Raw genomic sequence first — 20,157 nt, forward strand, 5'->3', positions numbered from 1 at the left:
CGTCGAGCATCCTCGGCGACCGCTCGCCACGCACCTCTCCCCCGCTTCCCCCGTTCCGCCCGCCGCCCGCACCCCTCGCCGCCCGGCCGCGCGCGCGCCGGGCGTGCGCCCCCTTTGTGCTCCGCCCTCCCCGTCGTCACCCTGGCGCGGGAGGCGCGGCGTGTGGCCGGGAGGTGTGCGCGTGGCAAGATCTGAACGCCATGACTTTGCCCACGCACTCCGCCGCGTCCGTCCCCTCCCCCTCGCCCTCGGCGCCTCCCGCACGGGAGGGCGCATCGCTGCACGGCCCCGTGATCGCCTGGTACGAGGCGAACGCCAGGGATCTGCCGTGGCGGCGGCCCGAGGCCGGCGCCTGGGGGGTGATGGTCAGCGAGTTCATGCTCCAGCAGACCCCGGTGGCCCGGGTCCTGCCCGTCTACGAGGAATGGATGCGGCGCTGGCCGCGTCCGGCCGATCTCGCCAAGGAGCCTTCCGGCGAGGCCGTGCGCGCCTGGGGGCGCCTCGGCTACCCGCGGCGCGCGCTGCGGCTGCACGGCGCGGCCGTCGCCATAACGGAACGGCACGGCGGCGACGTACCCGAGCACCACGCCCAGCTCCTCGCGCTGCCCGGCATCGGCGAGTACACGGCGGCGGCCGTCGCCTCCTTCGCGTACGGGCAGCGGCACGCGGTGCTCGACACCAATGTGCGGCGGGTGCTCGCGCGCGCGGTCAGCGGCGAGCAGTTCCCGCCGAACGCGACCACGGCGGCGGAGCGGCGGCTCGCGCGTTCGGTGCTGCCCGAGGACGAGGACACGGCGGCGCGCTGGGCCGCGGCATCGATGGAACTCGGCGCGCTCGTGTGCACGGCGAAGGGCGAGCGGTGCGAGCCCTGCCCGCTCAGCGACCGCTGCGCGTGGCGGCTCGCCGGCAAGCCCGAGCACACCGGTCCGCCGCGCCGCGCGCAGACGTACGCGGGCACCGACCGCCAAGTGCGCGGAAAGCTCCTCGCGGTGTTGCGCGAGGCCCTGGAGCCGGTGCCGCAGACGGCGCTCGACCGCGTGTGGCACGACCCGGTACAGCGGGCCAGGGCGCTCGACGGACTCGTCGCCGACGGTCTCGTGGAGCCGCTGGAGAACGGCCGCTACCGGCTGCCGGGACACCGCTCCTTCCCGCCCCACCAGCCTCGCTGACCTCCCGCCGCCCCCACTCCCCACGTCACCAAATACGGCAAAAGCCACATAGGGGTACCCATCTCCCGCCTTCCGGGAGGCTGTTACACAACCGATGGGTGGCTGTGCGCCCACCGATCGCCTACTCGGAAGGCTCCGTTACACCTCCTCCGTAGCGTCAGCACCGTGCTTCGACCAGAGCACACGGGGACACGGGGATCACGGGGACACGGAGGCGGACGACATGGCGCAGGCGACAGTCGGCGACGGTGTGCGGGACGAGGCGGCGGGGGACGGGCTGCCCGAGGAGATCCTCGGTTTCGAGGAGTACGTACGGGCGCGGCAGGACGCCCTGCTGCGCAGTGCCCGGCGTCTCGTGCCGGACCCGGTGGATGCGCAGGACCTGCTCCAGACCGCGCTCGCGCGCACGTACCGCCGCTGGCAGGGCATCGCCGACAAGCGGCTCGCCGACGCCTACCTGCGCCGCGTCATGATCAACACGCGGACCGAGTGGTGGCGGGCGCGCCGTCTGGAAGAGGTGCCGAGCGCCCAGCTTCCCGAGGACGGCATCGACTCCGTGCCCGACCCAACCGAGCAGTACGCCGACCGCTCGCTGCTCATGGACGTGCTCTCCGTACTCGCTCCCAAGCAGCGCAGCGTCGTCGTACTGCGACACTGGGAGCAGATGTCCACCGAGGAGACGGCGGCGGCGCTCGGCATGTCGCCCGGCACCGTCAAGAGCACCCTGCACCGTGCCCTGGCCCGGCTCCGGGAGGAGCTGGAGACCCGGGCGAGTGAAGCGCGGGCGCAGGAACGTGAGGAGCTGGAGCGGTGCGTGGCCTAGTGCCCCGGCAGTCGAGGTGTGCCCGGCCCCGCGTCGTCACCGAGGAAAGCGCGCGGGCGGACGTGGCTCAGGACGCTTCCGCAGGGGCGGGCGCCCGGCGACGGCGTGAGGCCGGGACGGCCGCGGGGGCGGACGACCCAGCCGGACCAGCGGCGGAGCCGGGCGACCCAGCGCGGCCCGTGGCGGAGCCGGGCGAGCCGGCGTGGTCGGCGGTCCTCGGCCACGGGGACCGTGGCGGGCGCGGGGGTCGCCGGGAGGCTCGTGCGCGTACGGCGGCGGCGCGTTGGCGCGGGCTCGGCGTGGGGGCCACCGCGCTGCTCGCGGCCGGCGGGTGCGCGGTCGGGGGCACCGGTACGCGGGACGAGGGGCCCGCCCGGCCGGAGTCGGCGGCCCAGGTCAGTCCGGCGCCGAGTGCCTCACAGAGCGCCTCGGTACCGGTCATGGGCCAGCAGAAGGTGGTCCGGCTGCTCCTCTCCGATCACTCGGTGAGCGCGGAGACGAAGAAGGACCTCAAGCCGTGCGGCGGGCACGACTACCCGGTGGACGTCTCCTCGGGCGACCTCACGGGGGCCGGCGCGCCCGATCTCCTGGTCAACGTCATGACCTGCGGGGACGCGGTGGGCGTCGCGAGTTACGTCTACCGCAAGGAGAAGTCGGGGTACGTGAGCGTCTTCCGGGCCGAGGACCCCCCGGTCTACGCGGAGATCGACCGGGGTGATCTGGTGGTGACCAGGCAGCTGTACCAGAAGGGCGACCCGGTCTCGTACCCGTCGAGCGAGGAGGTCATCACGTACGGCTGGCACGGGGACGAGTTCACGGAGTCGTACCGGATGCGGAACGACTACAGCAAGACCGTGGGCGGGGAGAACGGCGGCGGGGAGGACGGGGAGGACGACGGCGTGGGTGACGGCGCCGCCGTACCGACCAGTCCCCCCGGATGACAGCGGACCGCTCTCGGGGGCGGCTGGGCGCGGCTCGTGCGGGGCGGGGCCACGGGGTGGGGGGCCGCGTCGGCGGGGCAGGGCGGTGAACGACGGGAAGACGAGCTGACGGACATGGAAGAGCAGACACAACGGCGGGCGGGGGCGCGCGTTCTCTTCGTGGAGGACGACGACGTGATCCGGGAGGCGACGCAGCTCGCCCTGGAACGGGTGGGTTTCCGGGTGACAGCGGTCGCGGACGGTCTCCAGGGCCTGGAGTCCTTCCGCGCGGGAGCGCCGGACATCGCGCTCCTCGACGTGATGGTGCCGGGTATGGACGGGGTGAGCCTGTGCCGGCGCATCCGGGACGAGTCCACGGTGCCGGTCATCATGCTGTCGGCGCGTGCGGACAGCATCGATGTCGTACTCGGTCTGGAGGCCGGGGCGGACGACTACGTGACGAAGCCCTTCGACGTGTCCGTCCTGGTGGCGCGGCTTCGGGCGGTGATGCGCCGCTTCGGGCACGCGGGGGGTGGTGGGCAGGCGGTGGAGCAGGAGGCCGCGGGGCCGCTGCGCTTCGGGGACCTGGAGGTGGACACCGAAGGGATGGAGGTGCGGCGCGGCGGTGAGCGGATCGCGCTCACCCCCACCGAGATGCGGCTGCTCCTGGAGTTCTCGGCGGCCCCGGGCACCGTGCTCAGCAGGGACCGGCTCCTGGAGCGGGTGTGGGACTACGGCTGGGGCGGGGACACGCGGGTCGTGGATGTCCATGTGCAGCGGCTGCGCGCCAAGATCGGCCAGGACCGGATCGAGACGGTCCGCGGCTTCGGCTACAAGCTGCGGGCCTAGCGTGACGGAGCCGGAGCAGCACCGGGAGAAGGCCCCGGACGAGGAGCGGCGGCGCGCGGGGGCCGCGCCGGCGCGGGCGAAGCCGCCATGGCGGGAGCGGTTGCGCAGCGTTTTCCGTACCGGGCTGCGCTGGAAGCTGAGCGCGGCGATCGCGCTCGTCGGAGCGCTCGTGGCGATCGCGCTGAGCCTCGTCGTGCACAACGCGGCGCAGCTCTCGATGCTCGACAGCGCTCGAGACGTGCAGGACCAGCGGGTGCAGTTCGCGCAGCGGATCTACGAGACGACGGGGCGGCTCCAGTTCGGTGCCACGCTCGACGACCCCGGTCTGCCGAAGGCGCTGCGTGAGCGGGTGGCGAAGAACCGGCGGGCGACGTACATCGCCTCCGGGCCCGAGGGGCGGCCCGATATCTGGGCGGCGCTCCCCCTCAGCAACGGGCATGTCCTGTCCCTGCACACCCGCTGGTCGACGCGGAAGCAGCGGATCATGCAGGACCTCGACCAGGCTCTTGTGATCGGTTCGATCGCGGTGGTGCTCGGGGGCAGCGCGCTCGGGGTGCTCATCGGCGCTCAGCTCTCGCGGCGGCTGCGCAAGGCAGCGGCGGCGGCGCGGGAGGTGGCGCGCGGGCGGCGGGACGTGCAGGTGAGGCAGGCGATCGGGGGGATCGTACGGGACGAGACGGACGATCTCGCGCGGGCCGTGGACGCCATGGCGGATGCCCTGCGGCAGCGCCTGGAGGCGGAGCGGCGGGTCACCGCGGACATCGCGCACGAGTTGCGGACCCCGGTGACGGGGCTGCTCACGGCGGCGGAGCTGCTGCCACCGGGGCGGCCGACGGAGCTGGTCAAGGACAGGGCGCAATTGTTGCGGACGCTCGTCGAGGACGTACTGGAGGTGGCGCGGCTGGACAGTGCGGCGGAGCGGGCCGAGCTTCAGGAGCTGATGCTCGGGGAGTTCGTGGAGCGGCGGGTCCGGACGTTCGACGCGGACATCTCGGTGCGGGTGCTGCGGGAATCGGAGGTGGTGACCGATCCGCGGCGGCTGGAGCGCATCCTCGGCAATCTGCTCGCCAACGCCGCGCGGCACGGGCAGGGGCCGGTCGAGGTGACGGTGGAGGGCCGGGTGGTACGGGTGCGGGATCACGGTCCCGGCTTCCCCGCCGAGCTGCTGGCGCAGGGGCCGAGTCGTTTCCGTACCGGCAGCGCGGACCGGTCCGGGGGCGGGCACGGCCTGGGGCTGACGATCGCGGCGGGGCAGGCGCGCGTGCTCGGGGCACGGCTCACGTTCCGCAATCTGCTGCCACCCGGTGCCGAGCCGGGCACGGCGGCCGAGGGGGCGGTGGCGGTGTTGTGGCTTCCGGAGCACGCGCCGACGGACGGCGGTGGGACACCCGACACCGTCTGAGCCCGCACACGGGCGGGCGCGCACGCGGAAGGGCCCCGGTCCGGTCGACAGGGTGCGTCGCCGGGCCGGGGCCCTGGGGAGCGGTCCCGCGGTGCTCCCGTTGTCCGGGGCGTGGTCCGCGGTGTTGCTCCGCTCCGCTCACTCCGCGGTGTTGCTCCGCGTGCTGTTGCTCAGGGGGTGCGGGTCAGACCGTCACGCCCATCTTGTGGAGGAAGTCGACCGGGTTGACGGCCGAGCCGTAGTTTGGGGTGGTGCGGATCTCGAAGTGGAGGTGCGGGCCACTGGAGTTACCGGTGCTGCCGGACTCCGCGAGGTGCTGGCCGGTCTTGACGCTCTGGCCGACCTTCACGTCGATCTTCGAGAGGTGCGCGTACTGCGAGTACAGCTTGTAGCCGTGCTTGATGACGATGGCGTTGCCGTAGGCGGCGCCGTCACCGGCGCCGACCGGGCCGGCCTTGACGACGGTGCCGGAGTGCGCGGCCATCACGTTGGTGCCGGTGGGGACGGCGAAGTCCTGGCCGGAGTGCTTGTGGGCCCAGCGGGAGCCGTCGTTGCCGAAGCTCGCGGAGAGCTCGTACTTCTTGACCGGGTCGATCCAGGACTTGGCGGTCTTGGCGTGGGCGGCCTTGGTCTGGACGGCGTGCTCGGCGGCCTTCGACTGCGCGTCGGCCTGGGCGGTGACGCCGGCGGCGCTGACAGTCGGGATGACCTTGGTGGTCTGCGTGCCCGTGTCGGCGGCGACCGCGGCCCCCGCCCCGAGCACTGCGACGGCGCCGACACCGGCGGCCATGAAGGCGGCGCGGTTACGGAGACGGGCGGTGGTGCGGGCGTTCGAGGACGTGGTGCTCTTCGGCATGGGGTGAGTACCTCCGAGTGGGGGGATCGATTCCGGCGGATTACCGGGGCGACAACCCCATTGGTAACAAGCACCCCAGAGCATCCAAAACGGGTCATCTACTAATAAATTACGTAGCCGCTGGCCGCTTCGCAGGCGCCGGAGAAGCCGTTCATCCCGCCTGTGACGCGGCTTACGTGACGCCACACACAGCGAGAAACCGCAGGTGAGGCGGGGTGGAAGAGGCCGCGAGCCACCGAAATCCGGGAAGCCGCCCGGAATACCCCATGAACCGATTGGGATGGTTTGTCCCTATTTATCCACTAATGCCGCTAGTATGTGACGCAAGTCCTGTGCCTCACGTCACCCACAGCCCCTTTTCGGGCCCCTTTCCGGCCCGTGCGGGAGTGACCGCGACCACTTCCGCGGCGCCGGAAAAGCCCTTGCCCGCCTCGGCGCGGGGGGCCGAGAGTGAAGGGCCGCTCACCCCGCGAGGTCAGGAGGGCTCGTGCCGACCGTCAGGATCGCCGTGCTCGGTGGTGGTTTCTCCGTCGCGGGGGACGCGCTGCTCGATCCCTGGGTGCTCGGGCACGCGCGAAGCGCCCGTCCCAAGGTCTGTTTCGTGCCGACCGCGAGCGGCGACGCCCCCGCGTACGCGGACGCCTTCCGTTCCGCCTTCGGACGCCTCGGCTGCGAGCCGAGCGTGCTCTCGCTCTTCGCCCGGGACCAGGACGCGGCGGCGCTGCGCGCACACGTCCTCGCGCAGGACGTCCTCTACGTGGGCGGTGGGAACACGGCGAACCTGCTCGCCGTGTGGCGGGCGCACGGCGTGGACCGGCTGCTGCGGGAGGCGGCCGCGCGCGGCGCGCTGCTCTGCGGGATCTCGGCGGGGGCGAACTGCTGGGCCGAAGCCTCGCTGACCGACTCGTACGGCCCACTCGCCGTGCTCGCCGACGGCCTGGGCCTCCTCCCAGGCTCCTTCTGCCCGCACTACGACTCCGAGCCCGGCCGGCGTCCCGCCTACCGCGCGGCCGTCGCCTCCGGCGCCCTGCCCGGCGGCTGGGCACTGGACGACGCAGCGGCGGCCCTCTTCTCCGTACGCTCCGGCGCCGGTGAACCGCCGCAACCGGTCGAGGTCGTCAGCCGCCTGCCCGGAGCCGGGCTCCACCGCCTCATACCCGACGGGCACGGCGGCTGCACGGAGACCGTCCGGGAGGCACGGCTTCTGCGCTGAGCCGAGCCCGCCACGGACCGTACCCATCCGTGCCCACAGCGGCACGCGGAGCCCGCGTTGTCGCGTCGGGGCACGCGCTCCCCCGTACCCGCGACCCGGCGCAAGACGGAGCCGTACGACACAGCGCGAAGGCCCCGCCTCCTCCCGTACGGGAAAAGGCGGGGCCTTCGCGCTGTGGGGCCGGGCTCCCCGTAGGGGCTCAGCTCTCCTTGGTCAGGTTGGGGCCGCCACCGGTGGCGGACTCGACCGGGGGTGCGTCGGGGAGCGTGGACTTCTCCTCGCCGCGGAAGGTGAAGTTCTCGTTCTCGCCCTCACCCTCCGTGTCGACCACCACGATGTGACCGGGGCGCAGCTCGCCGAAGAGGATCTTCTCCGAGAGCACGTCCTCGATCTCGCGCTGGATCGTGCGACGCAGCGGACGGGCGCCGAGCACCGGGTCGTAACCGCGCTTGCCGAGGAGCTTGCGGGCCGGCTGGCTGAGCTCGATGCCCATGTCGCGGTCCTTCAGCCGCTCGTCGACCTTGGTGATCATGAGGTCGACGATGCGGGTGATGTCCTTCTCGGTGAGCTGCGGGAAGACCACCGTGTCATCGACACGGTTGAGGAACTCGGGGCGGAAGTGCTGCTTCAGCTCGTCGTTGACCTTGGCCTTCATGCGCTCGTAACCGGTCTTCGTGTCGCCCTGGACGGCGAAGCCCAGGTTGAAGCCCTTGGAGATGTCGCGGGTCCCCAGGTTGGTGGTCATGATGATCACCGTGTTCTTGAAGTCCACGACACGGCCCTGGGAGTCGGTCAGGCGACCGTCCTCCAGGATCTGGAGCAGCGAGTTGAAGATGTCCGGGTGGGCCTTCTCGACCTCGTCGAAGAGGACGACGGAGAACGGCTTGCGGCGCACCTTCTCGGTGAGCTGGCCGCCCTCCTCGTACCCGACGTAGCCGGGAGGCGAGCCGAAGAGCCGCGAGACGGTGTGCTTCTCGCTGAACTCCGACATGTCGAGGGAGATCAGCGCGTCCTCGTCGCCGAAGAGGAACTCGGCGAGCGTCTTGGCCAGCTCCGTCTTACCGACACCCGAGGGGCCGGCGAAGATGAACGAGCCACCGGGGCGCTTCGGGTCCTTGAGCCCGGCCCGCGTACGGCGGATCGCCTGCGAGAGCGCCTTGACGGCGTCCTCCTGGCCGATGACGCGCTTGTGGAGCTCGTCCTCCATGCGCAGCAGACGCGAGGACTCCTCCTCGGTGAGCTTGAAGACCGGGATGCCCGTGGCCGTGGCCAGGACCTCGGCGATCAGCTCCTCGTCCACCTCGGCGACGACGTCCATGTCGCCGGCCTTCCACTCCTTCTCCCGCTTCGCCTTCGCGGCGAGGAGCTGCTTCTCCTTGTCGCGGAGCGAGGCGGCCTTCTCGAAGTCCTGCGAGTCGATCGCGGACTCCTTGTCCCGGCGGACACCGGCGATCTTCTCGTCGAACTCGCGGAGGTCCGGCGGCGCGGTCATGCGGCGGATGCGCATCCGGGAGCCGGCCTCGTCGATGAGGTCGATCGCCTTGTCGGGCAGGAAGCGGTCGGAGATGTACCGGTCGGCGAGGGTCGCGGCGGCGACGAGCGCGGAGTCGGTGATGGAGACCCGGTGGTGCGCCTCGTAGCGGTCGCGGAGGCCCTTGAGGATCTCGATGGTGTGCGCGAGGGAGGGCTCGGCGACCTGGATCGGCTGGAAGCGGCGTTCGAGGGCCGCGTCCTTCTCCAGGTACTTGCGGTACTCCTCCAGGGTCGTCGCGCCGATCGTCTGGAGCTCGCCGCGGGCGAGCATCGGCTTGAGGATCGAGGCGGCGTCGATCGCGCCCTCGGCGGCACCCGCGCCGACGAGCGTGTGCAGCTCGTCGATGAACAGGATGATGTCGCCGCGGGTGCGGATCTCCTTGAGGACCTTCTTCAGGCGCTCCTCGAAGTCACCGCGGTACCGGGAGCCGGCGACCAGGGCGCCGAGGTCCAGGGTGTAGAGGTGCTTGTCCTTGAGGGTCTCGGGCACCTCGCCCTTGACGATGGCCTGTGCGAGGCCCTCGACGACGGCGGTCTTGCCGACGCCGGGCTCGCCGATGAGGACCGGGTTGTTCTTGGTGCGGCGCGAGAGCACCTGCATGACCCGCTCGATCTCCTTCTCGCGCCCGATGACCGGGTCGAGCTTGGATTCGCGGGCGGCCTGCGTCAGGTTGCGGCCGAACTGGTCGAGGACCAGCGAGGTCGAGGGGGTGCCCTCGGCGGGGCCGCCGGCCGTCGCCGTCTCCTTGCCGGTCTGGTAACCGGAGAGGAGCTGGATGACCTGCTGACGGACCCGGTTCAGGTCGGCGCCGAGCTTCACGAGGACCTGGGCGGCGACGCCCTCGCCCTCGCGGATCAGACCGAGCAGGATGTGCTCCGTGCCGATGTAGTTGTGGCCGAGCTGGAGGGCCTCGCGGAGCGAGAGCTCCAGGACCTTCTTCGCCCGGGGAGTGAAGGGGATGTGCCCGGACGGGGCCTGCTGGCCCTGGCCGATGATCTCCTCCACCTGCTGGCGGACCGCCTCCAGAGAGATCCCGAGGCTCTCCAGGGCCTTAGCGGCGACACCCTCACCTTCGTGGATCAGCCCCAGAAGGATGTGCTCGGTGCCGATGTAGTTGTGGTTGAGCATCCGGGCTTCTTCCTGAGCCAGGACGACAACCCGCCGCGCGCGGTCGGTGAACCTCTCGAACATCGTTAATCGCTCCTCAGAGCGGTCAGGCAGTAAAGGGGTCGGTCCCCTCTCTGTCCTTCCGCAGCTTAGTCCCGCAAGCGGGGACCGCTCGGGTCCATCCCCGCCTCCGCGGGGACCAGCGTCCTTCCTGAACTGCTGAACGAACTCACTAACACTGATGGTGCGAGACGATGTTCCCCCAGGCCAAGCCGATACCCGCTCCAGCGCTACGCCGATGGCGAACGCGCGGGGCCCGGGAGGCCCGCGTCGCCCCTCCCTACTGGGAATGTCTTACCCCCGAGCAGGGACGGTCCATGCGACACGACCCCACCCCCTCCGCTACGGGCGAACACCCTTGCGCGCCTCCGCGCCACCCCACCGGACCACCGCACACACGCTCCGTTCACGCGCGCGCACACCTCGTGACCGCGCATACGGGTGCGGGGGCGCCGCCGCCGGGCACGTACGACGGGCTCAGGGAGCCCCGTACCGCCGCGGGCCGCGCCCGCCTCCCGCACCGCGACCGGCGGCTCAGCGGTGGGCGTCGTCGTACGCCTGCCGGACGGCCCGGGACACCCGGCCGCGGTCGTTGACGTCCATGCCCTGCTCCTTGGCCCAGGCGCGGATCGCCGCGGTCTCCTCGCTGCTGCCGGTGGAGGAGGAGCGCGCCTTGCCGCGGGCGGCGGAACCGCGGCCGCCGGTGCGGCGCCCGCTCTTGATGTAGTCCTCGAGCAGCCCGCGGAGCTTGTCCGCGTTCGCCGTGGTGAGGTCGATTTCGTAGCTCTTGCCGTCGAGCGCGAACGTCACCGTCTCATCGGCCTCGCCGCCGTCGAGATCGTCGACGAGAAGGACCTGAACCTTCTGGGCCACTGGATTTCCTTTCATCCCTAAATGCAGTACGCCGGAAAGCAAACCGCTTTTTCCGGGAAAACACAAACCCCTCGGAGATGCTGAGGAGAGACTGCGCAGAGCGGACCCGCGGGAAACATGCGCGTTTCGGACATAGGTCACAGCGGCTCTACAGGCCGGGGAATGGGCCAGGATTGCCGTCGCCAAAGCGCGGGAACGGGCCGGAAGGCGGACAAGCTTTGGCCAGCACCTGCCTTTGCCATACGCGCGGGCATAGGTGCCGGCATACGCGGGGCCATAGGTCTCGGCATACGCGCGGCCATAGGCGGAGTGATAGGCGTACGGATAGACAAGCGCGACACGCGCGCAAAGCCGCTCCCGTCGCGCGCCCGCGCGAACCCGCGCGCAGGTGTGGGACGGGCCGCGGAGTGCCCTCTTCCTCGCACGTCAGAGGCCGGGGCGGCTGCGCCGCGTCCCCGCGCGGGCACTGTTCGTACGGAAATCGCGGGACGCGAAGCTCCCCGCGTTCAGAGATGCAGCAGCATCCGGTAGTTGCCCAAGGTGTTCGGTTTCACCCGTTCGAGGTCGAGGAACTCGGCGACGCCTTCGTCCGGGGAACGCAGCAGTTCGCTGTAGACCTCGGTGTCGATGGGGGTCTCGCCGATCTCGACGAAGCCGTGCTTGGCGAAGAAGTCCACTTCGAAGGTGAGGCAGAAAACCCTCCGCACCCCGATCCAGCGCGCGGTGTGGAGGAGCTTCTCCAGCAGGAGATGGCCCACTCCCGCGCCCTTGAGCGCGGGGTCGACAGCGAGCGTACGGACTTCGGCGAGGTCTTCCCACATGATGTGCAGCGCCCCGCAGCCGACGACCTCCGCGTTGTCGTCGCGTTCCGCGACCCAGAACTCCTGGATGTCCTCGTAAAGGGTCACGGTCGCTTTGTCGAGCAGGATGCCGCGCCGCGTGTACGGGTCGAGCAGCGCGCGTACGGCGGCCACGTCGGCGGTACGGGCGCGACGCACCGAGACGGCAGGCGTGGGGAGGGGGCCGGGGACGGGCGGTACGGCTTCGCTGGACATGATCGCGACGCTACCGCCCACCATCGCCGTCGGCGGGCCCGGGTGCGGGGGGCGCCGGCTCGGCGGAAGGCGGTGCGGAGGCTTCGGCGGAAGGCGCGGTGGAATCTTCGGGCTCGGCGCGGGACGCGGGCTCGGCGCGAGACGCGGACTCGGCGGGCGGCGCGGGGGGCTCGGCCGTCGGCCCCGGCCCCGGTCCCTGCACCATTCGGACCGCGTCGCGCAGGGCCTCCTGCTGGTCGGCGCTCATCATGCGGAAGAAGGCGACGAGGGCCGCGGCGCGGTTGTCGCTGCGACCCCAGTCCTCGTTCATGAGGGAGGCCGCGTAGGCGTCGCGCGTGGAGACGGCCTCGTAGCGGTAGGCGCGGCCTTCCGACTCGCGGCGGACCCAGCCCTTCTGGTGGAGGTTGTCCATGACCGTCATGACGGTCGTATAAGCGATGGAGCGCTCCAGTTTCAGGTCCTCCAGGACTTCGCGGACCGTGACCGGACGGTTCCACTTCCATACGCGGGTCATCACCGCGTCTTCCAGTTCTCCCAAAGGACGGACCACGCGTGCACTGTACGTGCACAAAGCGGCACCATCTATTCAATTCTCGGCAATTCCTGTCACCGCACGGCAAAAGGGGTGCGCGTCCCGGCGGGAACCCGTGAACGGGTCCCGGGGACACGCACCCCTCGTGACAACCGGAGCGCGGGACGCGGGGGGCGTCAGTCGCGCGCGGCGGTGTGCTCCGTGCGGGGGCCGCTCTCGACGCCGGCGAACGCCGCGTCGACGGCGGCGTCCTCCTTGTTCTTGGCCGCGCCGCCCTGGGTCTTGACGATGACCCTGACGAGGCCGATGAAGAAGATGGCCATCACCACGGGCGGCACGAGTGCGGAGACGTAGTCCATGGGGCTCAGAGTAGACCGGGTCAGCCGACCGCGAGCTTCTGGGGTGGTGTGTCCGCGGTGTCCGCATTGACGTCCGCGTGGGTGCCCGCGTCGATGTCCGGGGCCAGGAGGGCGGCGTACCGGGCGCCGGGGGGCGCGGGGCGGCGCTTGGGCGGGAAGACCTCGGCGGGGGTGGGTACGGCGCCGGGGCGGCGGGCGGGCTGTGCGGGCTCGCGGGCGGGGGTCGCCGGTTTCGCGGGCGCGGGTTTGGCGGGGGCGGGCTTCGCGGGCTCGTCGGCGGCGCGGCCGCCGGGGAGGGCGCGCAGCGGGGTGCGGGGACCGGGGGCGAGGGCGCGGCCCGCGAGGCGGGCCCGTACCGCTTGCTCGGCGAGGTCCTGGCAGCGGGCGAGGAGACGCGCGGCCGGGGGGTCGTGGCGCAGGGTGCGCAGGGCCGCGAGGTCGTCGGGTCCTGGCTGGTACCCGGCGTCGAGCGCCTCGGCCAGGAGAGGGACGAAACCGGCGAGGCTGCCGGGGAGGGCGGCGCGGTAGCGCGCGAGGTCGGCCACGAGGAAGGCCCGCAGCCGCGCGGCCTCGTCCACCGCGGCGTCGACCGCCTGCGAGAGGCGGAGGCAGTCGCGGACATCGTCCGTGCGGGCGGGTCCTGGCAGCAGGGCGAGGGCGAGGGCACGGCGCACGACGCGCACTTCGTCCGCGCCGAAGACCATGCCGCCCCGGGAAGATCCGTATGGCGTGGGCATGGAAGGACGATACGCACATAACGGACGAAAATGTGGTTATTGGGGCGGTGGCGTCTCGTCGACGGGGTGGGCGGTCGGCGGGCCGGGGGCGCCACGCGCGAGCGGGGGTGCGCGGCGGGCGAACGGGGGGCGTGCCGGGCGAACGGAGGTGCGTGCCGGACGGACGGGGACGCGTGCCGGGCGCGGGCGCGGCTCCCGCGCGGCTCCCACCCCGCCCGCCGTCCCCCGTCGGCTCACCCCGGGCCCTCTCCCGTCACCGCCGCCCCGCGTTCCTCTCGTACACCAGCCGCAGCCCGATCAGCGTCAGCCACGGCTCGTGGTGGTCGATGACCGCGGCCTCGCCGAGGACCATCGGGGCGAGGCCGCCCGTGGCGATGACGGTGACGTCGGCGGGGTCGGGGGCGAGTTCGCGGGCCATGCGCTGGACGACGCCGTCGACCTGGCCCGCGAAGCCGTAGAGGATGCCGGACTGCATCGCCTCGACGGTGCTCTTGCCGATGACGCTGCGGGGCCTGGCCAGCTCGATCTTGCGGAGCTGGGCGCCGCGCAGGCCGAGCGCCTCGACGGAGATCTCGATGCCGGGGGCGATCACGCCGCCGGTGTACTCGCCGCGCGCGGAGACGGCGTCGAAGGTCGTCGCGGTGCCGAAGTCGACGACGATCGCCGGGCCCCCGTAGAGGTGCTGCGCGGCGACGGCGTTGATGATGCGGTCCGTGCCGACCTCCTTGGGGTTGTCCATGAGGATCGGCACGCCCGTCTTCACGCCTGGCTCCACGAGGATCGCCGGGACGTCCCCGTAGTACCTGCGGCTGACCTCGCGCAGTTCGTGGAGCACGGCGGGCACGGTGGAGCAGATCGCGATGCCGTCGATGCCCTCGCCGAGTTCCATGCCGAGCAGCGGGTGGGTGCCCATGAGGCCCTGGAGAAGGACCGCCAGTTCGTCGGCGGTGCGGCGGGGGTCCGTGGAGATCCGCCAGTGCTCGACGATCTCCTCACCGTCGAAGAGACCGAGCACGGTGTGGGTGTTCCCGACGTCGATGGTCAGCAGCATCGCGAGTGTCCTGAAGGGGGAGGCGGGGGCGGGGGGACGGGGTCAGGCGTTGTCCGGCGCGCGCAGGTCGAGGCCGATGTCGAGGATCGGCGCGGAGTGCGTGAGCGCGCCGACGGCGAGGTAGTCGACACCGGTCTCGGCGTAGCCGCGGGCGTTGTCGAGGGTGAGGCGGCCGGAGGATTCGAGCAGGGCGCGCCCGGCGGTGAGGGCGACGGCCTCCTCGGTCTCGGCGGGGGTGAAGTTGTCGAGCAGGACGAGATCGGCTCCGGCGTCGAGCACTTCGCGCAGCTGGTGGATCGTGTCGACCTCCACCTCGACGGTCAGCCCGGGGAACATCGTCCGCACCGCCTCGAAGGCGGCGGCGACGCCCCCGGCGGCGACGACGTGGTTGTCCTTGACGAGCGCGGCGTCCGAGAGGGACATGCGGTGGTTGACGCCGCCGCCGCAGCGCACGGCGTACTTCTCCAGCGCGCGCAGCCCTGGTGTGGTCTTGCGGGTGTCGCGCACGCGCGCCTTCGTCCCGGCGAGCGCGTCGGCCCAGGCGCGGGTCGCCGTCGCGATGCCGGAGAGGCGGTTGAGCAGGTTGAGGGCGCTGCGCTCGGCGGTGAGCAGGTCGCGGGTGCGGGTCGTGACGCTGAGCAGCTTCTGCCCGGCGTGCACCGCGTCGCCGTCCGCGACGTGCCGCTCGACCTCGAACTCCTCGGTCGCGACGAGCGAGATGACGGCCTCCGCGATGTGCAGCCCGGCGACGACGCCGTTCTCGCGCGCGGTGAAGTCGGCGGTCGCGACGGCGTCGGCGGGGACGGTCGCGAGCGAGGTGACGTCCTCGCCGCCGTCCAGGTCCTCGGCGAGGGTCAGGTACGCGACGTCCTCGACGTGGACGGGGTCGAGGCCTTTGGCGGCGAGGAGCGCGGCGAGCGCGGGGTCCAGGCCGCAGACGTCCTCGTCGTCCTCGTGCTCGTGGTCCTCGGCGTCGTGCCCGCCGCAGGCACAGCCCGCGCCGCGGCCACCGCTCGCGCCCGCGTCGTCGGCGGGCAGCAGCGGCAGCACGGCTGCGGGGGTGGGCTCGGTCGGCTCGGGCTGCTCGGGGCTGGTGCTCACGGTCGGGGCTCCTGGTGCGGTACGGGTGGTACGGGGTCGTGCGGGCGCCGCGGTCGCGCCCGCGGGTGGTGCGCGCGGCCCCGGGTGGTGCCCGGGGTGCGCGTCGTGCGGTACGTACGAGTGTGACCGCCCGGACCGCCGGGCGTGGCGGGTACGGCGGTCGCGGGTACGTGCGTGCGTACGGACAGTACGCGGTCGCACGGACGGTCGGCTGCTCGTCCGGGCGTACGGGCCGCTACGTACGCGGTCGTACGGGAAGCGGGGGCGGTACGGGCGGGCGGGGTGCCCCGGGCGGGCGAGCGTCTCACCCGTACGAGTGAGTGGGGTCAGTCGTGCGGGCGGGTGGGCGGGAAGGTGGTGCCGTCCGTGCGGCGCAGGCGCGGGGTGTGCGTCGGGGCGTCCAGGGTGACGACGATATGCCGTGCGCCCGTGGGGTCGGCGCGCTCGGGGTGGTCCTCGCGCCAGTGGCAGCCGCGGGTCTCCTCGCGCGCGAGCGCGGCCTCGGTGAGGACGCGCGCGACGGTGAGGAGATTGGTGGCCTGCCAGGTGTCGACGCCGGGCTCGGCGGGCTCGGCGTCGGCGGCGCGGGCGCGCAGCGCGTCGAGCGCTTCGGCGGTGGTACGGAGGGAGGCGGCGGAGCGGAGTACGCTCACGCCCTCGCTCATGGCGCGCTGCACGGCGAAACGATCCTCCGCCGCCTGGAGGACCTCGACGTGGGCCGATGCGCGCACCGGTTCGCGAGCCGGTTCGCGGGCCGGCTCGTGGACCGGTTCGCGGGCCGACCGCCGCCCGTCGTCCGCGACGCCGGAAGGTTCCGCCGCCGTGGTGTGCCCCGCGATGAGGTGCGCGGCGATGCGTTCCGCGTACACGAGCCCTTCGAGGAGCGAGTTGGACGCGAGCCGGTTGGCGCCGTGGACGCCGGTGCAGGCGACCTCCCCGCAGGCGTAGAGCCCCGGCACGGTCGTACGGCCTCGGGTGTCGGTGCGGACGCCGCCCGAGGCGTAGTGCGCCGCGGGCGAGACGGGGATGGGCGCGGTGACGGGGTCGATGCCGTGGGCGCGGCAGGCGGCGAGGATCGTGGGGAAACGGTTCTCCCACATCTGCGCGCCGAAGTGCCTGGCGTCGAGGTACATGTGCGTCGTGCCCTGCTCGCGCATGCGCCGGGTGATGGCCTTGGCGACGATGTCGCGCGGGGCGAGTTCGCCGAGTTCGTGCTGCCCGGTCATGAAGCGGACGCCGTCGGCGTCGACGAGGTGGGCGCCCTCGCCCCGTACCGCCTCCGAGACCAGCGGCTGCTGCCCCTCCGCGCCGGGGCCGAGGAAGAGGACGGTGGGGTGGAACTGGACGAACTCCAGGTCGCTGACCTCGGCGCCCGCGCGCAGCGCGAGAGCGACGCCGTCGCCGGTCGAGACGGGCGGGTTCGTCGTCGCGGCGAAGACCTGGCCCATGCCGCCCGTCGCGAGGACGACGGCGGGGGCGAGGACGGCGCCGACGCCGTCGTGCCGGCCCTCGCCCATGACGTGCAGCGTGATGCCCGCGGTACGGCCTTCGGCGTCCTTGAGGAGGTCGAGCGCGAGGGCGTTCTCGATGGTCGGGATGGCCTTGGCCCGTACGGCTTCGACGAGCGCGCGCGAGACCTCCGCGCCGGTCGCGTCGCCGCCCGCGTGGACGATGCGGCGGCGGTGGTGGCCTCCCTCGCGGGTGAGGGCGATCTCCGTACCGCCCTCACCGGTGTCCTCGGTGTCGAAGCGCGCGCCCGTGTCGATGAGGCGGCGCACGGCGCCGGGGCCCTCGCTGACGAGGAGGCGCACGGCGTCGGCGTCGCACAGCCCCACGCCCGCGACGAGCGTGTCGTCGAAGTGCTGCTCGGGCGTGTCGCCCTCGCCGAGCGCGGCGGCGATCCCGCCCTGCGCCCAGCGCGTCGAGCCGTCGTCCAGGCGCGCCTTGGTGACGACGACCGTACGCAGCCCGGCCGCCTCGCAGCGCAGCGCGACGGTGAGCCCGGCGACGCCGGAGCCCACCACGACGACGTCGGCCTCGCGGCGCCAGCCGGGCTCGGGCGCGGGGAGGCGCAGGGCCTCGGGAGGTATCGCGGACTGTGCGGTGCTCATGGTCTGGCTCCGGAGGCGGGAGGGTGTGCGGGCCCGGCGGCCGGGGCCAGCGGGAGGTTGTCGATGAGGCGCGTCGCGCCGACGCGGGCCGCGACGGCGAGGACGGCTTCCGCTGTCGCGGGCGGTGTGTCGGTGACCTCGGTGAAGTCGGCGGGGTCGACGAGCGCGAGGTAGTCGAGGACGACGGGCGGCGCGGCGTGCGCGGCCTCGTCGAGCACGCGGCGCGCGGCGGCGCGTACGGACGCGGGGTCCTCGCCGCGCGCGGCGGCCTCCTGGCCCGCGTACAGCGCCCGCGAGAGCGCCAGTGCGCTGCGGCGCTCGTCCTCGGAGAGGTAGCGGTTGCGGCTGGAGCGGGCGAGTCCGTCGCTCTCGCGCGCGGTGGGTACGGCGACGATCTCGATGCCGAAGGCGAGGTCGCGCACCATGCGGCGGACGAGCGCGAGCTGCTGGGCGTCCTTCTGGCCGAAGAGGGCGAGGTCGGGGCGCACGAGGTGGAACATCTTGCCGACGACGGTGAGCATCCCGTCGAAGTGGCCCGGGCGGCTCGCGCCTTCGAGCCGCTCGCCCATGGGGCCCGCGCTGATCCGCACCTCGGGCGCGCCGCCGGGGTAGACCTCGTCGACGGAGGGGGCGAGGACGTGGTCGGCGCCCGCGGAGCCGGCGATGTCGAGGTCGGCTTCGAGGGTGCGCGGGTAGCGGTCGAGGTCCTCGCCCGCGCCGAATTGCAGCGGGTTGACGAAGACGGTGACGACGACCTGCCCCCCGGGCCCGGCGAGCGCGCGGGCCTCGCGGACGAGGCTCGCGTGGCCTTCGTGGAGCGCGCCCATCGTCATGACGAGGGCGCGGCGGCCGGCGGGGCGCGGGAGGGCGTGGAGGGCGGCGGCGGTGGTGAGGAGGAAGGGGGCGGCGGGGGTGGTGGGAGCGGGGCCGTCGGCGCCTGCGGTGGGGTGGTGCGGGGTGGTCACGCGGTGCCTCCGGTGGGGTCGGTGGGGCCCGTGTCCTCGGGGCCGTTGCCTCCGGGTGGGTCCGTGCGTGGGTGCGGGGGTTCGGCGAGGACGTCGAGGAGGTCCTCGGCGGGTTCCGGTTTGAGGAGGCCGTGGCTCAGGGCGCGGTCGGCGGTGGCGCGGGCCATGGCGAGGTAGCCGGGGAGCATCTGCGGCGCGTGCGTACGGAGCTGTTCGATGTGGGCGGCCACGGTGCCCGCGTCGCCGCGCGAGACGGGGCCGGTGAGGGCCGCGTCGCCGGAGCGCAGCGCGTTGTCGAGGCTCGCGCCGAGGAGCGGTCCGAGCATGCGGTCCGGCGCGTCGACCCCGGCGGTGCGGAGCAGGTCCATGGCCTGTGCGACGAGGGTGACGAGGTGGTTGGAGCCGAGGGCGAGGGCCGCGTGGTAGAGCGGGCGGGCCTCCTCGGCGATCCACTCGGGTTCGCCGCCCATCTCGATGACGAGCGCCTGCGCGGCGAGGCGCAGTTCCTCGGGCGCGGTGACGCCGAAGGAGCAGCCCGCGAGGCGCTGCACGTCGACGGGTGTGCCCGTGAAGGTCATGACGGGGTGCAGCGCGAGCGGCAGCCCTCCGGCGCGGACGACGGGGTCGAGGACCTTGGTCCCGTACCGCCCCGAGGTGTGTACGAGGAGCTGCCCGGGGCGGACCGCGCCGGTCTCGACGAGTCCCGCGACGAGGCCGGGGAGGGCGTCGTCGGGGACGGTGAGCAGGACGAGCTGGGCGCGCGCGAGGACTTCGTCGGGGGTGACGAGGGGAACGTCGGGCAGGAGGCTCGCGGCGCGCCTGCGAGAGGCGTCGGAGACCCCGGAGACGGCGACGGGGCGGTGCCCGGCGAGGGCGAGCGAGGCGGCGAGCGCCGGGCCGACACGGCCGGCACCGACGACGCCGATGTCGAGACGGGCGGGGCGCGAGGCGGGGTCGGGGGGCGGGGTGTTCACCGGCGGGTCCCGGGGGGTTGGGGGGTGGGGAGGGCGCTTGGGGTGGAGAGGGCGCTCGGGGTGGAGGGTGTGGGTGCGCTTGGCGCGGGCGCGCTTGGGGTGGGGGGTGCGGCGGGCGCGCTGGGGGTGGGGCTCGGGGCGGGCGCGGGGTGAGCGCTCGGCGCGGAGCTCGGAGCGGGCGCGGGGTGAGCGCTCGGCGCGATGGGTGTGCCGTGGCGGCTCGGTGGGTTCGTGTCGGTCACTGCGGGGCCTTCCGTTCCAGTCCGCTGCCGGTACCGGACGATTTCTCGTCATGCTAACGCGAAGGCGGGTGGGCGGGACGGCGGGGCGGGGCGAGGGGGCCGAGGGGGTGCGGGCCGAGGGGGCCGAGGGGGTGCGGGCCGAGGGGGTGCGGGCTGGGAGGCGATTATCGGGTGGTACGACCACGAACGCCGTCTGTGGATAACTTTGGGCGCTCGTTTTGACG

At 73.0% G+C, this 20,157-nt stretch carries 18 protein-coding genes; 6 read left to right on the forward strand and 12 right to left on the reverse strand.

Annotated elements, in window-relative coordinates; genetic code table 11:
• Positions 1-200 precede the first annotated feature (200 nt).
• From ACIP4O_RS25325 to cseC, 5 genes are all read left to right on the forward strand, one after another.
• On the forward strand, positions 201-1,169 hold the full coding sequence (locus tag ACIP4O_RS25325; RefSeq protein WP_401577822.1) for an A/G-specific adenine glycosylase: 969 nt from the start codon (positions 201-203) through the stop codon (positions 1,167-1,169).
• A 223-nt stretch (positions 1,170-1,392) separates the two neighbouring features.
• Complete coding sequence (locus ACIP4O_RS25330) at positions 1,393-1,992, forward strand: SigE family RNA polymerase sigma factor (RefSeq protein WP_361323166.1); 600 nt, start codon at positions 1,393-1,395, stop codon at positions 1,990-1,992.
• Positions 1,993-2,291: 299 nt separating this feature from the next.
• On the forward strand, positions 2,292-2,933 hold the full coding sequence (locus ACIP4O_RS25335) for a hypothetical protein (RefSeq protein ID WP_401577824.1): 642 nt from the start codon (positions 2,292-2,294) through the stop codon (positions 2,931-2,933).
• A 114-nt stretch (positions 2,934-3,047) separates the two neighbouring features.
• On the forward strand, positions 3,048-3,761 hold the full coding sequence (gene cseB / locus ACIP4O_RS25340; protein WP_361323172.1) for a two-component system response regulator CseB: 714 nt from the start codon (positions 3,048-3,050) through the stop codon (positions 3,759-3,761).
• Positions 3,682-5,163 carry a two-component system sensor histidine kinase CseC gene (gene cseC / locus ACIP4O_RS25345; RefSeq protein ID WP_401578158.1) on the forward strand — a complete coding sequence of 494 codons (1,482 nt, stop codon included), beginning with the start codon at positions 3,682-3,684 and terminating at the stop codon, positions 5,161-5,163. Before cseB ends, cseC begins: the two co-directional genes overlap by 80 nt.
• 184 nt (positions 5,164-5,347) lie before the next feature.
• On the opposite strand, the gene ACIP4O_RS25350 is transcribed toward cseC, so the two are convergent.
• A complete protein-coding gene (locus ACIP4O_RS25350) occupies positions 5,348-6,019 on the reverse strand; it encodes a M23 family metallopeptidase (protein WP_401577826.1) in 672 nt (223 codons plus the stop codon).
• Between the two features lie 487 nt (positions 6,020-6,506).
• Between ACIP4O_RS25350 and ACIP4O_RS25355 the strand changes: the two genes are divergently transcribed.
• Positions 6,507-7,232, forward strand: a complete 726-nt coding sequence (locus tag ACIP4O_RS25355; RefSeq protein WP_401577827.1) for a Type 1 glutamine amidotransferase-like domain-containing protein — start codon at positions 6,507-6,509, stop codon at positions 7,230-7,232.
• 199 nt (positions 7,233-7,431) lie between these two features.
• Here the strand turns inward: ACIP4O_RS25355 and ACIP4O_RS25360 are convergent, their stop codons facing one another.
• The 11 genes from ACIP4O_RS25360 to ACIP4O_RS25410 all read right to left on the reverse strand — a co-directional run bounded on the left by ACIP4O_RS25360 (position 7,432) and on the right by ACIP4O_RS25410 (position 19,691).
• The gene (locus ACIP4O_RS25360) at positions 7,432-9,957 is read right to left on the reverse strand and encodes an ATP-dependent Clp protease ATP-binding subunit (RefSeq protein WP_361323180.1); all 2,526 of its coding nucleotides are present in this window, start codon (positions 9,955-9,957) and stop codon (positions 7,432-7,434) included.
• 510 nt (positions 9,958-10,467) lie between these two features.
• Complete coding sequence (locus ACIP4O_RS25365; protein WP_361323183.1) at positions 10,468-10,806, reverse strand: Lsr2 family protein; 339 nt, start codon at positions 10,804-10,806, stop codon at positions 10,468-10,470.
• A gap of 506 nt (positions 10,807-11,312) precedes the next feature.
• The gene (locus ACIP4O_RS25370; protein ID WP_401577830.1) at positions 11,313-11,861 is read right to left on the reverse strand and encodes an amino-acid N-acetyltransferase; all 549 of its coding nucleotides are present in this window, start codon (positions 11,859-11,861) and stop codon (positions 11,313-11,315) included.
• A gap of 10 nt (positions 11,862-11,871) precedes the next feature.
• The gene (locus tag ACIP4O_RS25375) at positions 11,872-12,411 is read right to left on the reverse strand and encodes a BlaI/MecI/CopY family transcriptional regulator (RefSeq protein WP_401577832.1); all 540 of its coding nucleotides are present in this window, start codon (positions 12,409-12,411) and stop codon (positions 11,872-11,874) included.
• Positions 12,412-12,569: 158 nt separating this feature from the next.
• On the reverse strand, positions 12,570-12,752 hold the full coding sequence (locus ACIP4O_RS25380; RefSeq protein ID WP_361323192.1) for a hypothetical protein: 183 nt from the start codon (positions 12,750-12,752) through the stop codon (positions 12,570-12,572).
• Positions 12,753-12,772: 20 nt separating this feature from the next.
• The gene (locus tag ACIP4O_RS25385; protein ID WP_401578159.1) at positions 12,773-13,456 is read right to left on the reverse strand and encodes a hypothetical protein; all 684 of its coding nucleotides are present in this window, start codon (positions 13,454-13,456) and stop codon (positions 12,773-12,775) included.
• Positions 13,457-13,742: 286 nt separating this feature from the next.
• Positions 13,743-14,540 (reverse strand): type III pantothenate kinase, encoded by a 798-nt coding sequence (locus ACIP4O_RS25390; RefSeq protein ID WP_030998612.1) that lies wholly within the window; start codon positions 14,538-14,540, stop codon positions 13,743-13,745.
• 42 nt (positions 14,541-14,582) lie between these two features.
• Complete coding sequence (gene nadC, locus ACIP4O_RS25395; RefSeq protein ID WP_401577834.1) at positions 14,583-15,641, reverse strand: carboxylating nicotinate-nucleotide diphosphorylase; 1,059 nt, start codon at positions 15,639-15,641, stop codon at positions 14,583-14,585.
• A 326-nt stretch (positions 15,642-15,967) separates the two neighbouring features.
• A complete protein-coding gene (locus tag ACIP4O_RS25400) occupies positions 15,968-17,752 on the reverse strand; it encodes an L-aspartate oxidase (RefSeq protein ID WP_401577836.1) in 1,785 nt (594 codons plus the stop codon).
• Positions 17,749-18,717, reverse strand: coding sequence for a pantoate--beta-alanine ligase (panC, locus tag ACIP4O_RS25405; protein WP_401577838.1), 969 nt, complete (start codon positions 18,715-18,717; stop codon positions 17,749-17,751). The genes ACIP4O_RS25400 and panC overlap by 4 nt, the downstream gene beginning before the upstream one ends.
• A complete protein-coding gene (locus tag ACIP4O_RS25410; protein ID WP_401577840.1) occupies positions 18,714-19,691 on the reverse strand; it encodes a Rossmann-like and DUF2520 domain-containing protein in 978 nt (325 codons plus the stop codon). Before ACIP4O_RS25410 ends, panC begins: the two co-directional genes overlap by 4 nt.
• Positions 19,692-20,157 lie beyond the last annotated feature (466 nt).

The organism is Streptomyces sp. NPDC088923, from assembly GCF_044749745.1.
Lineage (GTDB): Bacteria > Actinomycetota > Actinomycetes > Streptomycetales > Streptomycetaceae > Streptomyces.

Excerpts from the sequence above, each read along its gene's own strand:
- ACIP4O_RS25350 (WP_401577826.1), bottom strand. The coding sequence starts at position 6,019 with ATGCCGAAGAGCACCACGTCCTCGAACGCCCGCACCACCGCCCGTCTC.
- ACIP4O_RS25390 (WP_030998612.1), bottom strand. The coding sequence starts at position 14,540 with ATGCTGCTGACCATCGACGTCGGGAACACCCACACCGTGCTCGGTCTC.
- ACIP4O_RS25360 (WP_361323180.1), bottom strand. The coding sequence starts at position 9,957 with ATGTTCGAGAGGTTCACCGACCGCGCGCGGCGGGTTGTCGTCCTGGCT.
- cseB (WP_361323172.1), top strand. The coding sequence starts at position 3,048 with ATGGAAGAGCAGACACAACGGCGGGCGGGGGCGCGCGTTCTCTTCGTG.
- ACIP4O_RS25385 (WP_401578159.1), bottom strand. The coding sequence starts at position 13,456 with ATGGTCTTCGGCGCGGACGAAGTGCGCGTCGTGCGCCGTGCCCTCGCC.
- ACIP4O_RS25370 (WP_401577830.1), bottom strand. The coding sequence starts at position 11,861 with ATGTCCAGCGAAGCCGTACCGCCCGTCCCCGGCCCCCTCCCCACGCCT.
- cseC (WP_401578158.1), top strand. The coding sequence starts at position 3,682 with ATGTGCAGCGGCTGCGCGCCAAGATCGGCCAGGACCGGATCGAGACGG.
- ACIP4O_RS25380 (WP_361323192.1), bottom strand. The coding sequence starts at position 12,752 with ATGGACTACGTCTCCGCACTCGTGCCGCCCGTGGTGATGGCCATCTTC.
- ACIP4O_RS25330 (WP_361323166.1), top strand. The coding sequence starts at position 1,393 with ATGGCGCAGGCGACAGTCGGCGACGGTGTGCGGGACGAGGCGGCGGGG.
- ACIP4O_RS25400 (WP_401577836.1), bottom strand. The coding sequence starts at position 17,752 with ATGAGCACCGCACAGTCCGCGATACCTCCCGAGGCCCTGCGCCTCCCC.
- ACIP4O_RS25325 (WP_401577822.1), top strand. The coding sequence starts at position 201 with ATGACTTTGCCCACGCACTCCGCCGCGTCCGTCCCCTCCCCCTCGCCC.